This window comes from Rhizobium lentis, from assembly GCF_014200175.1.
In the GTDB taxonomy this organism is placed as follows: Bacteria; Pseudomonadota; Alphaproteobacteria; order Rhizobiales; family Rhizobiaceae; genus Rhizobium; species Rhizobium mulingense.
Map to the genome: position 1 here is coordinate 72,968 of NZ_JACHBD010000011.1, position 14,866 is coordinate 87,833.

Consider the following 14,866-nt stretch of genomic DNA (forward strand, 5'->3'; position numbering starts at 1 on the left):
TTCTCTCGCAGCCGTTCTTGCTGATCTATCGCACTGCGCCTTCTGCAGCCGCAATGCGATGACCGCTGAAATCTTGATCTGAAATCTTATTGCGCCATCTGCGGCTGTTTCGCCGCTCGCGCCGCGGTCAGTTCCGCGGTGGTGTGGTTCAAGCGATCGGCGAGCACGCGCATGATTTCGACGGCCATTTCGGGGAAGTCGCTGAGCAGCTTCAGGAAGTGTTCCTTGCTGATGCGCAGCACTTCCAGCGGCGATGTGGCGCGCACCGTTGCCGTGCGCGAGACGTCGCAGAGGATCGCGATTTCGCCGACGATGGAATTGAGCTCGACGTCGGCGACCTTGATCTCGCCGGCCGGCGAGGAGACGATGATGTCGGCGCTGCCGGAGAGAATGACATAGGCAGCGTCGCCGACATCACCCTGATGGAAGAGATCCTGACCGGCCTTGTAGGTCATGCGGTCGGAGGTGAAGGCCAAAAGCTTGAGCTTTGCTGGCGCAATCCTTGAAAAGATCGGCACCCGTCGCAGCATTTCGACTTCGTCTCTCAACAGCATGAGCGTTTCAATCCCCTGGGCGCCAGGGTTCTTCGAACCAGACGCCTTAAATTCCCGGGCGTTCCCTAGGGAACGCCTACCATCGCCGCTCCTATAGAATATTACGATAACAGTTCCTTGAACATACCGTTTTTCTCGGAAAGTTCCGGATAGTTCCCGGCCTCGGCCAGGCCGCCGCGATCGAAGAGGAGGATCCGGTCGAACATCTCGGCGAGCCGCGCATTGGAAAGCACCCAGATGATTGCCGGCCGCTCGCCTTCCTTATGCAGGTCTTCGATGATGTTGCGAGTGATCTGGTCCTGGACGCGCTGATCGAGCGCTGACAACGGCCGGTTGAAGATAAAATAGTCCGAACGCTTCAGAAGCGCGCGGGCAAGGTTCAGCTTCTGCCGCTGCACCATGGTCAGCCGCTTGCCGCCCGAGCCGACGTCGAATTCCAGCCCGATCGACAGCACGTCATCATAAAGGTCGAGCGCGTCGAAGAGCTCGCCCATGACGGCGCGGATACGCTCGGAGGCGTCGGCCTGCTGATAGGCGATGCGGCCGAACAGCACATTGTCCATCAGGCTCGCCGACGGAGTGAAACGCTCGGCGTCGTAACGCTCGATCAGCTCGGCGAGATCGCCCGGAATATGCGCATGGAACTGTTTGCGGGCGCTGACGATCTTGTCCATCAGTTCGTTCGTCAACAGGCCGAAGCGGTGGCGCGGCTCGATATAGGCGAAACTCAGCCGGATGATCGCCGAACGCTCCTCCGGCGTGGCGTCCTCGAAGCGGCGGCTCTGCAGCTTCTGCAGCAATGCCTGATAGGTCGGAATGTCGTCCGCCGTCATGAAGGTCAGCTGCTGGAAGAAAGGATGGTCCGGCGGCAGGTCATGGAAGAGTTCGACGGCGTTTTCGGCGATCTCGAGGCCCATGGCGTAGAGATCGGTGCTGAGGCCCGTTTCGCGAAAGAGCTGCTGGAAATAGGGGTGCGCAGCCAGCCTGCGGTTGGTCATCAACGGCCGCTTCATCGTGCCGAACAGCAGGTTTTCGCCGACCGTCGCCTGGGCGTTGTAGGCATCGAAATCGAAAGGTACGACGATGCCGTCGAGCCCCTCGTCACGCAGCCGGTCCCGGAGCGAAGCGCGCAGCGCGACGACATGGTCGCTGACGGCGACATGCACGTCGGTGTTGACGGTCGAGCGCAGCGCCAGATCGAGAATGTCTTGCGAGATTAGCACCGCGTCGAGCACCGGCCGGATCGCTTTCAGAAGGTCTTCCGGCCCGCTGGCGCCGGCCGCCTGGTAATCCACCCAGTCGCTGTTAAGGTCGAGGGTCGGATTGCCGGCCTTCACGGCCTCGGCCGAATGCCATTTATATTCGAGCGCTTCCTTCTCGTCGTAGACGGGATCGGTCATCGGCGCGTGCTTGAGGCCGTAGAGCAGATTGCTGGCGAGCGAGCCATGGAAGAAGAAGGTGTCGGCCGAGGCATAGGAGATGCGCCGGCCGGTGATCGATTCCGGCATGCCCAAGAGGTCGCGTCCATCGATGGTGATGCGGCCGGAATCCGGCCAGATCATGCGGCCGAGCGCTTCGGCGAAGGCTTCCGCGCCGCTGCCGTTCGGGCCGACGATCGCCACCGTCTCATTCGGCTTGATTTCGACCGAGACGTGGTCGACGAGGCGGGCACCACTGTCGTCGGAAAGCGTCAGGTTGGTGACGACGAGCGCGCTCGTCAGCGCCCCGACCGGGGCGGTGGCGAGTTCCTGGATCTGGCTGTCGATCAGCGGTTCGACGTTGAACTGTTCGTAGACCTGCTGGTATTTCACCTGCACGTCCTGGCGCATCTGGTCCCAGTCGATCAGTTCCTTCAACGGCCCGGGCAGATCCTTGTAGGCCGATATGACGGCGACGAGCTGGCCGATGTCGAGACGGCCCTGCAATGCCAGATAGCCGCCGATCGCGTAAAACAGGAAAGGCGTGACCTGGGCGAGGAAGTTGTTGATGAACTTCACCAGGAATTTCCACTGGTAAAGGTCGTAACGGATCGAGAAGATGCGGCCGAGCCGCCAGGCGATGTCGGCACGTTCGAGGTTGGAGGTGTCGTTGCCGTGGATCGTGCCGATGCCCTCGACGATTTCGCCGACGCGGCCGGAAAGCTCGCGCGCCGTCAGCTGCCGCTGGCGGCCGAGGTCCAAGAGGCGTTTCCGCATGCGGGGGATGACGACCGCCTGGACGCCGACGATGCCGGCGGCGATCATGCCGAGCCAGAAATTCTGCACGATGATGAAGGCAAGCGCGGTGATCGCCTGGCCGCCGAGAAGGGCGGGCGAAACGAAGGCATCGCCGGTGAAGCCGCCCATCGGCTCAACCTCGTCCTTGATCATCGTGGCAATCTCGGCCGATTTCACACGCTTGAAATGGGCGGGCGGAAAACGCAGCACCCGGTCAATGAGCTCGAAGCGGATTCGCCGCAGCATGCGTTCGCCGAGCCGGCCCTTATAGGTGTTGATGTAGAATTTGAAGAGGCCGTTCAGCACCACAAGCGCCAGGAACACCAGGCTGAGCGCCATCAACATCTGGAAGCGATTGAGCTGCACGCCCTGGAAGAACTCGACATGGCCGATCAGCGGAATGTTGTAGGCGATGTGCATGAAGGTCTGGGTTGCGCCGGGGCCTTCGAAGCCGTCGCCCTGGATCGGTCCGTTGACGATCTGCTTCGGCAGGTCGAAGGACAGGAAGTAGGGCACCATCGAGGCGGCGACGACAGCCAGAATCCACAGCTGCTGCAGCCGCGTGTTCTTCCAGATGTAGCGGGCGAGGCTTTTTTCCATGGCTAACCGTCAGCTTGCAGGGAAAGTCCGGGGACGCGATCCGGACGCCGGAACGGGGAGAATTTTGAGAACAGGACCATGCAGCCGGACCGCCGATATCGCAATGAAAACAAGGCGAAGGGAGCGGCTGCAGAAAGGCCGATTCTCGCCGGAACTCTGCTTATATCACAGGATTTTTGAATTAGGCGAGCGATTCGGCAATCATGGAGCGAATGATGCCGGCGGTCTTCTCCGCTCCGTCGAGATCGAGCAAGACCCTCCCGCGACGCGGTGCGGCGAGCGCCTTTTCGACGGCTTCCTTCACATGGCCCGGCGTCAGTCCCTCTTCCGGCAGGATATCGGCGAGGTCAAGTGCCTGCAGCCGTTCGGCGCGCACCGTCTGCTCGGTCTCGCCGCCGGCCACGAACGGGATCAGGATTGCCCGGCATTGACTGCGCAGGAGATCGCCGACCGTGTTGTAGCCAGCCTGCGAGATCGACACCTTGGCGCCGCGCAGCAGCGAGGGAAAATCCTTGCGGAAGCGCACCAGCGTCACATTCGCGGGCGCATCCTGCGACAGCGCGGCGAAATCGGCCTCCGGCAGGTTCGGCCCTGAGATCAGCAGCCAGCGAAGATCGGCCGGCAATAACGCCGCCGCCTCTTTCGCCGCGCCGATCAGCGCCGCGCCGACGGCGCCGCCGCCCACTGACGCGATGATGTCGAAGGTCTCATCCGGTTCCGGCGCCGGCGGCGCGGCGACGAGGCCGGTATAACGTACCCTGTCGGCAATCTCTGCCGTCAGCGGGAAGGTGTTCTCGAGCCTGACGAAGCCGGGATCGCCGTGCACGAGCACCGCGTCGAAATGGTCTCTGACCAGGGCTGCGGTTTCCGCGTCGCGGCCGGCCTTGCGATTCTCCTGCAGGATGTCGCGTACCGAGCTCAGCAGCTTCGGCCGCGGTTCAGCGGTTTCGATCGCCGCAAGCAAAGGCAGCAGTTCGAAGCGCATCTGCCGCCGGCCGAAGGGGAAGGCTTCGATGATGACGACGTCGGGCCTTGCGCTATGAAAGGCCTCGAGCAGCAGGTCCCGACGGGCATGGAGGAAGTCCTCGCCTACCGGCCGGCCGTCGGCATCGGCGAGGCCGGAAAAGCCGGCATTGCTGGCGACGACCGCCGGCAGCGCCACGGTCTTGACGCCCTCGCCGGGAAAGCCCGGTACCGGCAGGCCGCCGGTCACGACAGTGACGTCGAAGCGGTCCTTGACGAGGGCATTGGCGATGCGGCTGGCGCGGGCGATGTGGCCGATGCCGAGCAGGTGCTGGACGTAGAAGAAGATGCGCGCTGCCGTCATGACGCTTTCTGCCATTCGGCCTCGAATAGGCCGCTGAGCTGCCTGATGCTGGAGTGATAGTCGAAATCGTCGCGCACCCGCCTTTCGGCGGCGTCGCCGAGGCGCCTGCGCAAGGCCGGGTCGCGGATCGCCGCCGTGAGTGCCTTAGCCAGCAGCGCTGGATCTTCCGGCGGCACGACGAGGCCGTTTTCGCCGTCCCTCAGAAGTTCCGGCACGCCGGAGACTTCGGTCGAAACGCAAACGAGCCGCTGGCTCGAGGCTTCCACAAGCACGTTCGGCAGGCCGTCGCGGTCGCCATTGGCGGCGATCCGGCAGGCGAGTGCGAAGAGGTCGGCGCGGCGATAGTGATCGAGCACGTCTTCCTGCGCCATGGCGCCTTTCCAGACAATGCGCTCGGAAAGGCCCAACTCGGCGGCGAGCGCCTTCAGCTTCGCCAGTGCCTCGCCGCCGCCGATATGCTCCATGCGCCAGTGCAGATTGGCGGGCAGCAGGGCCAGCGCGCGCAGCAGCACGTCGTAACCCTTCTTCTCGACGGCGCGGCCGACGCTCAAGATGAAGGCGGGATCGTTCGGATCATCGCCGGTCCGCTGCGAACGCTCGCCGGCAAAATGGTCGAAACGGGCTAGGTCCAGACCGTGGTAACTCAAGTGCACCGCATCCCTGCGGGATGTCAGCATGCGCATGTGCTCGTAGCCCGTCCGGGTGCAGGTGACGGTCCAGCGGGCGCTGTTCAGTTTTTCGGTGAGCTCCCAGTCGGGCGACGTCCATATGTCCTTGGCGTGCGCCGAACAGCTCCAGGGCGTGTCCGTCAGGATGCTTGCATATTCCGTCACCGAGGCCGGCGTGTGGATGAAATGGGCATGCAGCCACTCGCCTCCATCAGGCCATTCACGCCCCAGCACCAGCGCCTGGCCGAGGCGGCGGAAGCGGTTGCGCGAGAGGTCGCGTGGCAGATCGGCCAGGAAGCGTTTGATCAGCGCCTTGAAGCCGGGTCTGGAGAAGCCGGCGACCAGGCCTTTCAGCACCCGGATCGGTTCCTCATGCAGATATTCCGGCAGATAGACGACGCGCGCCTTGATCTCGTCATGGACGGGATGGCGCTTCTTGTCGGTCGGCCGGCGCATCGAAATCAGCGTCAGGTCGAAGCCGGCCTTTTCCAGGCCGAGCAGCTCCTGGGCGATGAAGGTTTCCGAAAGGCGGGGATAGCCTTTCAGGACGACGAGAATCTTGCGGCGTGGCGGCAAGGCTGGTCCTATTCCGCGCCGACGAGGGCGAGGTGGCTGGCGCGGCCGTCGATCCACCGGCCGACGGTCTGCGAGATGTGGTCGAGCCCTTCGAGATGCATATTGCTGCCGCTCTTCGACGGCGGCAGGCGGGAGGGCAGGCGCTTCAGTGCCTCGGCCATGATGGTGGGATCGACCGATTGTTCCGGCAGCAGCATGTCGACGAGGCCGAGCTCGCTGGCCCGCTTGGCGCGCAGCAGCTGTTCCTGGCGCGGTTTGACCCGCGGCACGATAAGGGCCGGCTTGTCGAAGGAGAGGATCTCGCAATAGGTGTTGTAGCCGCCCATGGCGACGACACCGGTGGCGCCGTCGATCAGCTCTTCCATATGGTTGTCGAACTCGATCACCTCGATATAGGGAATGGCTTCGCCCTTCTGCACCAGCTTGGCGCGCTCGGCCGCCGGCATATAGGGCCCGAGCACGACGAGCGCCTTCTGTGTCAGCGTCGGATCGGCCTCGTAGGCGTTCATCACGTCGTGGACGAGATCGGAGCCGTCGCCGCCGCCGCCTGTGGTGACCAGCAGGTAATTGTCCTTGCGGGCGTTGATCGAGGTCTTGCCCTTGGAAACGCTGCGCTGCAGGAAGCCGACGAAATCCATCTTCCGGCGCAGGCTGGCCGGCACGTCGAGACCGATCAGCGGGTCGTAGAAATCAGGCGGGCCGTAGACCCAGACGCTGTCGTAATATTGGTCGATCTTCTGCATGATGCCGTTTCTTTTCCACTCGGCATCGAGCAGATGCGGCGCATCCATAATCTCGCGCAGCCCAAGCACCAGCACGGTGCCGCGGGCCTTGAGGTAGGCGAGCGTATCCTCGACCTCACCCTTCAGCCCCATCGGCTCCTTGTCGACGATGAAAATATCGGGCTGAAAGGTCTCGGCGGTGTGGCGAATGCTCGATTCGCGCATCTTCAGCGTCTCGTGCAGGTCGATGTGGCTGGCGAGCGACGTGTATTCGCCATTGCGCAGCTTGATGACGCTCGGAATTTTCACGAAGTCGACGCGGGCGCGGTAGTCGAACGCGCCGGCGATCGTCGCACCCGAAATGATCAGGATGTTGAGGCCGCGATAATCCTCGACCAGCGCATGGGCGATGGCGCGACAGCGGCGCAGATGGCCGAGGCCGAAGGTATCGTGACTGTACATGAGGATGCGTGCATCTTCGAGACGTCTGGCCATGGGTGTTCCCTCCGGGGTGAACAACATGAATTAGTACCCCCACCGTCCGGAGGCCATGAGGCGGGGGCGGTGCCGTGAGGCGCCGCCGGCTTTCCTGCTATTTGTAGGGATCTGCCGCATCACGCAAGCCGTCTCCCAGAAAGTTGAACGCCAAAATGACAAGAACAACAGGAATGATCGGAAAGAGCAGCCAAGGGTAGAAGGCGATGACGCTGACGCTTTTTGCTTCGGTCAGCAGAATGCCCCAGCTGGTGATCGGCGGGCGAAGGCCGAGGCCGAGGAAGGAAAGCGCGGTCTCGCCGAGGATCATGCCGGGGATCGAAATCGTCGCCGAGGCGATGAGATGCGACATGAAGCCCGGCACCAGATGCCGGCCGATGATGCGCGGCGTGCTGGCGCCCATCAGCTGTGCCGCCTGGACGTAATCCTCCTCGCGCAGCGCCAGCAGCTTCGAGCGCACGGCACGCGCTAGCCCCGTCCAGTCGATGATGCCGAGGATGACGGTGATGCCGAAATAGATGACGATCGGGCTCCAGGTCACCGGCATGATGGCGGCAAGCGCCATCCACAGCGGCAGGCTCGGCAGCGATTGCAGCACCTCGATCAGGCGCTGGACGATGAGATCGAAAACGCCGCCCCAATAGCCGGCAAGCCCGCCGATGACGATGCCGAGCACGAAACTGATCGCGATTCCGATCAGGCCGATCGTCAGCGAGATCCGCGCGCCGTAGAGGATGCGCGAGAGCACGTCGCGGCCGAGCCGGTCGGTTCCGAGCAGGAACATCTGGCCGCCGATTGCCGGGCAGACGAGATGGTAGTTCGAGGCGACGAGGCCCCAGAATTTATAGGAATCGCCGCGGCAGAAGAAGCGGATCGGCTGCACGTCGTTCGGCCGGTCGGTATAGACACGGTGCAGCGTGTCGAGATCGAGCGTCATCGTGCGGCCGTAGACGAAGGGGCCGACGAACTCTCCCTTGTCGAAGAAATGGACGCGCTGCGGCGGCGCATGAATGAAATCGACATTGCGGGTGTGCAGGCCGTAGGGCGCCAGGAACTCGACGATCAGGATCATCAGGTAGACGGCGGCGAGAAAGATGCCGGAGACCAAGGCCAGCCTGTGCTGCTTGAACTTCCACCACATGAGACGCTTCTGCGAAGCGAGATGGATGCGCGATTGCGCCGCCATCATGGTTTCGGTCGCGAGCGGATCGAAAGGTGCCGTCGAGACGTAGTGCGGAAGCGGCGCGCCGGGTGCGGGAAGGGGCGACATTATTTGGTGCTCCTGCCTTGCAGACGGATGCGGGGATCGAGGAAGCCGAGGGCGATATCGGAAATCAGCACGCCGATGACGTTGAGGAAGGCGAGGAACATCAGGAAGGAGCCGGCGAGATACATATCCTGGCTCTGCAGCGCCTTGATCAGCATCGGACCGGTCGTTTCCAGCGACAGCACGATGGCGACGATCTCAGCACCCGAGATGATCGACGGCAGGATCGAGCCGATATCGGCGACGAAGAAGTTGAGCGCCATGCGTAACGGATATTTGACCAGCGCCCGCATCGGATGCAGGCCCTTGGCGCGTGCCGTCGTCACATATTGCTTCTGCATCTCGTCGAGCAGGTTGGCGCGTAAGCGACGGATCATGCCGGCGGTACCCGCCGTGCCGACGATGATCACGGGAATCCACAGGTGGGAGAGGATCGAGCGCGCCTTCTCCCAGCTCATCGGCGCCGAGATATATTGCTGGTCCATCAGATGGCCGATCGAGATGCCGAACCAGATATTGGCGAAATACATCAGGATCAGCGCCAGCATGAAGTTCGGGATGGCGATGCCGAGCAGGCCGAGGAAGGTCAGGCCGTAATCACTCCAGCTGTACTGGTGCGTGGCCGAATAGATGCCGATCGGGAAGGCGATCAGCCAAGTGAGCAGGATCGTCGTGAAGGAGACGAGGATGGTCAGCCACAAGCGGTCGCCGACGACGTCGGACACCGGCAGCTGATATTCGAAGGAATAGCCGAAATCGCCGTGCAGCATGCCGCCGACCCAGTAGAAATAACGCACGATCTCCGGCTTGTCGAAGCCGTATTGCTGGCGCATCTCCTCGATTTCCTGGAGATTGGCGGTCTCGCCGGAGGCGCGCAGCTCGGCGATCTGGCTCTCGAAAAAGTCGCCGGGCGGCAGTTCGATGATGGTGAAAACCAGCGCCGAAATGACGAAGAGCGTCGGTACCATGGCGGCAATGCGCCAGAGAATGTATCTGAGCACGCCTCAGGCCTCCTTGTACCAGAATGCATCCGGCATGTAGATGCCGAGATAGGAGGTGGGATCGAAGCCGTAGAGGGCTTTTTCCGGCAGGTTCTGCAGCTTGGCGGCGCGAAGGATCGGCTGCAGCGTGCTGTTGATCAGGCCGATCGAAAACACCTGCTGCGTATAGAGCGACAGCATCCTGTGCCAGATCGCCTGGCGCTCCTCGAACTTCGCTGTCGAGCCCCATTGTTTGAGCAGATCGATCAGTTCGGCCGCCTCCGGCAGGTCAGGCGCCACACCCTCCTGGCCAGCGGAGAGATAGTGCATGCCCCAGAGCGGCCATTGCAGCTGATCGTCGAGCGTCGGCGCCAGGCCCGAGGGCGACATGTCGGCTGTTGGCACGCCATTGTCGAGGCCGTACCAGATCGACATCATGATCGTGCCGCTCATGGCGCGGTTGCGGAAGACGTCGCGCTGCGAGGTGCGGGTATAGAGCGCGAGGCCGATATTGGCCCAGTGATCGTGCACCAGCTCCAGCACGTCGGTATCGAGGTTGCTTTCGCCGGCCGTCTCGACGGTGATCTCGGCGCGCCGGCCGTCCGGCAGCAGCCTGATGCCGTCGTCGCCGTGCCTGGTCAGGCCGAGTTCGTCGAGCAGGCGATTGGCCTCGTCGGGATCGAACTTGACGAAGGCGTCGGCATATTCCTGCTTGAACAGCGGGCTGTCGGGCAGCACTGTATCGGCGCTCGGCGTGCCCAGGCCGTAGAAGGCGACCATGTTGATCTCGTGCCGGTCGATCGCTAAGGACAGCGCCCGGCGCAGGCGAACGTCGCGGAACAGGCCGCGCCAGACCTCGTCGGCGCAGTTGAGGTTCGGCAAGAGCGTGATGCGCGAGCCGCGCGCCACCTTCCAGAGATTGACCTTCACCGGAAAGCGCTTTTCGGCCTCCTTCAGGAAGGTGTAGTCGTTGAAATCGATGCCGGTCGCCTGCAGATCGGCTTCGCCCGCGCCCGCCTTGGCGGCTATGATCGACGAGGAGGAGACGTTGAGGACGAAACGGTCGAGATAGGGCAGCTGCCGGCCGGTCTCGTCGACCCGGTGGAAGAACGGGTTGCGCTCGAAGACGAACTGGTCGGCCGGCAGCGCCGTCGTGTTGCGCCAGGGATCGAGCGTCGGCAGGTTGGGATTTTCCGGCCGGTAGGAACGCGCCATCTTGATGTGCAGATCCTGCCACTTCTTGACGCGGCTGGTCTTCATCATCTGTTCCATTTTCGCCTCATCGGGCTGGAACTTCTTATGAAACTGCTTGAGGTAATGCGCCGGCCCAAAGATGACGAGCGGCTGGGGACCTGCCAAGCTCGGAAGGAACATCGGATTGGGTTTTTCCCACGTATAGCGCACCGTCAGCGGATCGAGCATCTCGAAGCGCGGCAGGCTGCCGTGCGGGCGAAGCTCGAGCGCGCCGCCGCCCGGTGTCAGCTTGTCGTTCAGGATGACGTCTTCCCACCAATAGCGGAAATCGTCGGCGGTGAACGGCTCTCCGTCGGACCATTTATGGCCTTCGCGCAGCATGAAGGTGAAGACCTTCTCGTCCTCGGCGTAGAAATCGGCGAGGATGTCCGGCTGGAACTGCAGGTGCTTGTTGTAGCCGATCAGGCGGGAATAGCCGTAGATCGTCATGAAGCGGATGTCGCGCTGGCTGCCGATGATGGTGCGCACCGTGCCGCCATAGGCGCCGGGTTCGAGTCCCATCTCCTTCAGATTGACGATGCGCGGACGGGCGGGAATGCGCTCGGCCATGGCAGGCAGGCTGCCTGCGGCCAGCCGCTCCTTGAGGAATTCCGGCTCGACTGCCTGCTCGGCGCGAAGCACCGCCGGTGCGATCGCAGCACCGACAAGGCCGCCGAGAAAGGTGCGACGCGTCACCATCCGCGCAACTCCTTGGCATCGGCGCCCTTGCGGGCGCGCACCAGATGACCGTCGCCGAGATCGGCATAGGCAAGCTCGGAAGCGTCGTCATGCTCTGCGGTGAAGGTCACGCCCCAATTCTGCTTGTCGGCGGCGCCGTTTTCCCTGAGCGCCTTGAAATCGAGCGGCCGGTCGAGATCGGGAAAGGGGACGGCGGCGAGCAGCGATTTCGTATAGGGATGCACCGGATCGCGCAGGATGATCTCGCGCGGCGCGATCTCGACGATGCGCCCCTTGCACATCACCGCGATGCGATCGGCCATGTAATCGACGACTGCGAGGTTGTGCGAGATGAAGAGATAGGTGAGCCCCAGCTCTTTCTGCAGATCCTTCAGGAGGTTGAGGATCTGCGCCTGGACGGAGACGTCGAGCGCCGAGACCGGTTCGTCGAGGATGATGAGTTTCGGCCCGAGGGCAAGCGCGCGGGCAATGCCGATGCGCTGGCGCTGGCCGCCGGAGAAGCTGTGCGGGTAACGGCTGAGGTAGCGCTTGTCGAGACCGATCGCTGCCATCAGACCTTCGACCTTGCGCTTGCGTTCATCGCCGTCGCCGCGGTCGTGGATCTCCAGCGGTTCACTCAGAATGTTGCGCACCGTCATGCGCGGCGACAGCGAGGAGACCGGATCCTGGAACACCATCTGGATCTTGGTGCGCATATCCTGCAGTGCCTCGCCGCGCACGGAAAGCACGTCGATCACATCTTTGCCGTCGTTGAACACCACTGCGCCGCTGTCCGGCGTGATGGCGCGCATCAGGATCTTGCTGAGCGTCGTCTTGCCGCAGCCGGATTCGCCCACCAGGCCAAGACATTCGCCGCGGCGGATATCGAAGCTGACATCGTCGACGGCGCGCAGCACGGTGGCCTCGTGCTTGCCAAGAAAGCTGCGCCTGCGCGTCTTGTAGGTCTTCGACAGATTGGTGACGGACAGCAGCGTGCCAGGCGTCTCCGCCTGCAGCGGCTTCTTCTTGCCGACCAGAGTCTCGAGATTGACCGGCACATCGCGCAGCGCCTTCAGCCGCTCGCCGGGTTTCATGTCGAAATGCGGAACGGCGGCCATCAGCGCCTTGAGATACGGGTGCTGCGGATTGCGGAAGATCGCCTCAACCGGCCCAGCTTCCATGATCTCGCCGTGATAGATGACGACCACCTCGTCGGCCATGTTGGCGACGATGCCGAGATCGTGGGTGATGAGCAGCATCGCCATGCCGAGCTTGGCCTGCAGGTCGCGCAGCAATTCGAGGATCTGCGCCTGGATCGTCACGTCGAGGGCCGTCGTCGGCTCGTCGGCGATCAGCAGCGCCGGCTTGCAGATCAGCGCCATGGCGATCATCGCGCGCTGGCGCATGCCGCCGGACAATTCGAACGGATACATGTCGTAGGTGCGGTGCGGATTGGAGAAGCCGACGAGGCCGAGCATTTCCTCGGTCTTCTCACGCGCCTCCTGCTTGTCGGCTTCGGTATGGATCAAAAGCGCTTCGCTGATCTGGTTGCCGACCGTGTGCAGCGGCGAGAGCGAGGTCATCGGCTCCTGAAAGATCGTCGCCATGCGCCGGCCGCGCAGGTCGCGCATTTCCTCGCTGTCGCGCGACAAGGAGAGGATATCGGTCGTGCTGCCGTCGAGCGGATCAGTGAAGAGGATGCTGCCCGATGCCTTGGCCGGATTGGGCAGGATGCCCATGATCGCCTGGCTGATCACCGATTTGCCCGAGCCGGATTCACCGACAAGAGCGGTGACCTTGCCCGGAAGGATGCGGAGATTGGCTTCCTTTACGACACGCAGGCGGTCGCCGAAAACGGAGAAGGAGACGTCGAGATTTTCAATACGCAACAAATCGGCAGCGGACGCCATACCAATGAAATTCCCCAGTCTTCTATGTTCCCTTTAAGGCACACTATCGTACCGCAAACGGGGTGTCTAGCTGATGACAATCAAGGGGATATCGCCGCCTTTCGCCGTGGTCGTCCGGACGAAACACGCAGTTTTATCGGTGCCGGCCTGGCGTTTTACTGGATGAACTTCTCCATGCTGGTGCGCTTGACCTGTTTTTTGGCGTCCCGGTGCAGCAGAATGACCTGCTCGGCTTCGGAAAGTCCGTTCTGCACGGCCTCGCGGAAATGTTCGTCGACAAGGATCTCCGGGGCCGGCGCGCGCGGCTGCAGCACCGTCACCTTCTGGCGGATGCCGCGCAGCTTCTCTTCGCCGAGCCGCGTCCACTCGCCGCCGCAATACCCGGCGAAGGCCTGGCTGGCGACGACCTCGCGGCCATATTTCTTGGTCAGGATCTGCAGACGCTGCACCTCGTTGACCGCCGATCCGAAGGCGGAGAAGGTCAGGCGGTCTTTCAGGCCGACATTGCCGAACATGACGTTGCCGACATGCAGGCCAATGCCGTAGCCGATCTTGCTGAGACCCTTCTGTTGGCGGTCGTTGTTAAGCTCGGCCACCCGCGCCTGCGCCTGGTGGACGGCCGAAAGTGCTGCCTCGCAGGCAATTTTCGACGGGTCCTTGTGGCGCCCGCAGGGATAGACGGCGAGGAAACCGTCGCCGAGGAAGCTCAATATTTCGCCGCCATTACGGTTGAAGGGGGCGGCGATCGCGTCGAAGAACTGGTTCAGCGTGTCGATATAGGCCTGGCGGCCCTCCTTTTCGGCATATATGGTGGATTCGCGCATGTCGCCCATGACGAGGGCCGCACGAATCGTCTCGCCGTCGCCGCGGCGGATCTGGCCGTTCAGCACCCGCTTGCCGGCGTCGCCGCCGAGATAGGTGGTCAGCATATTGTTGGCGAGCTTGCCGAGCACGGCCATCTTGGCGGCGACCGCCAGATGGTTCTGCATTCGCAGCAGCGCATCGATCATGTCGTCGGAAAAGCCGTTATTGTGGTCGGTCGACCACGAGCCCATCATGCCCTGCACGGAGCCGTCGCCGAAGGGCTGCACGAAGGCAAGGTAGTCGGTGATCTTGTCCTTGCGCAGATCCTCGAAGATCGGGAATTCGGCCGGCCCTTCCTGCGACAGCCGGCGGCGGATGTGCTGCAGGTTGTTGTCGAGCAGGTAATAATAGGGGCTCTGCAGGAAGCGGTCCGGCTTCTGCCCGGCCGGCATGCGGAAGCCTTCGATGGTCACGCCGCTGGCGCGCCGCCAGGTGAAGCTCAGCGCATCGTAGAGCGGATGCAGCATCGAGAACGTCAGGTGCACGCGGGCGATCGGCAGGCCGGCGGAGGCAAGCCTTTCGCAGAAGCCGCGCACGATGTTTTCGAGGTCATCGCCTGCCAGCGAGGAATTCGTCAGCCATTCGGCGACCCGGTCCAACAGGATGGAGGACACGCTGGATTCGATCGTGCTCATTCTCGGTATGGTCCTCATAAGGCACGCCATCCCCAAGAGGCAAAAATCCCTCGGCCGGCACATTTCATGAGCAGGTCGCAGGGAAATCAGGATGTACGAGCGGTATTATTGTGTCAACGATCTGCCTAAAAGCCCGCAGCC

At 62.7% G+C, this 14,866-nt stretch carries 10 protein-coding genes; all 10 read right to left on the minus strand.

The window, feature by feature from the left end; genetic code table 11:
- Positions 1-86: 86 nt before the first annotated feature.
- The 10 genes from GGI60_RS23785 to GGI60_RS23830 all read right to left on the minus strand — a co-directional run bounded on the left by GGI60_RS23785 (position 87) and on the right by GGI60_RS23830 (position 14,725).
- On the minus strand, positions 87-554 hold the full coding sequence (locus GGI60_RS23785) for a cyclic nucleotide-binding domain-containing protein (protein ID WP_004679746.1): 468 nt from the start codon (positions 552-554) through the stop codon (positions 87-89).
- Between the two features lie 101 nt (positions 555-655).
- Positions 656-3,370, minus strand: coding sequence for an ABC transporter ATP-binding protein (locus GGI60_RS23790; RefSeq protein WP_183934856.1), 2,715 nt, complete (start codon positions 3,368-3,370; stop codon positions 656-658).
- 181 nt (positions 3,371-3,551) lie between these two features.
- Entirely contained in the window at positions 3,552-4,712 is a 1,161-nt protein-coding gene (locus tag GGI60_RS23795) for a glycosyltransferase family protein (RefSeq protein WP_246720474.1), read from the minus strand.
- Complete coding sequence (locus GGI60_RS23800; RefSeq protein ID WP_183919007.1) at positions 4,694-5,941, minus strand: glycosyltransferase family 4 protein; 1,248 nt, start codon at positions 5,939-5,941, stop codon at positions 4,694-4,696. Before GGI60_RS23800 ends, GGI60_RS23795 begins: the two co-directional genes overlap by 19 nt.
- Positions 5,942-5,949: 8 nt before the next feature.
- Positions 5,950-7,158: a glycosyltransferase family protein gene (locus GGI60_RS23805; protein ID WP_183919006.1), complete on the minus strand. Its 1,209-nt coding sequence runs from the start codon at positions 7,156-7,158 to the stop codon at positions 5,950-5,952.
- 97 nt (positions 7,159-7,255) lie between these two features.
- Positions 7,256-8,428 (minus strand): ABC transporter permease, encoded by a 1,173-nt coding sequence (locus GGI60_RS23810; RefSeq protein WP_183919005.1) that lies wholly within the window; start codon positions 8,426-8,428, stop codon positions 7,256-7,258.
- On the minus strand, positions 8,428-9,426 hold the full coding sequence (locus GGI60_RS23815; protein WP_183919004.1) for an ABC transporter permease: 999 nt from the start codon (positions 9,424-9,426) through the stop codon (positions 8,428-8,430). Before GGI60_RS23815 ends, GGI60_RS23810 begins: the two co-directional genes overlap by 1 nt.
- Positions 9,427-9,429: 3 nt before the next feature.
- A complete protein-coding gene (locus tag GGI60_RS23820; RefSeq protein ID WP_183919003.1) occupies positions 9,430-11,337 on the minus strand; it encodes an ABC transporter substrate-binding protein in 1,908 nt (635 codons plus the stop codon).
- Complete coding sequence (locus GGI60_RS23825) at positions 11,331-13,226, minus strand: ABC transporter ATP-binding protein (protein ID WP_183919002.1); 1,896 nt, start codon at positions 13,224-13,226, stop codon at positions 11,331-11,333. Before GGI60_RS23825 ends, GGI60_RS23820 begins: the two co-directional genes overlap by 7 nt.
- 155 nt (positions 13,227-13,381) lie before the next feature.
- Entirely contained in the window at positions 13,382-14,725 is a 1,344-nt protein-coding gene (locus tag GGI60_RS23830; protein WP_183919001.1) for an adenylate/guanylate cyclase domain-containing protein, read from the minus strand.
- Positions 14,726-14,866 lie beyond the last annotated feature (141 nt).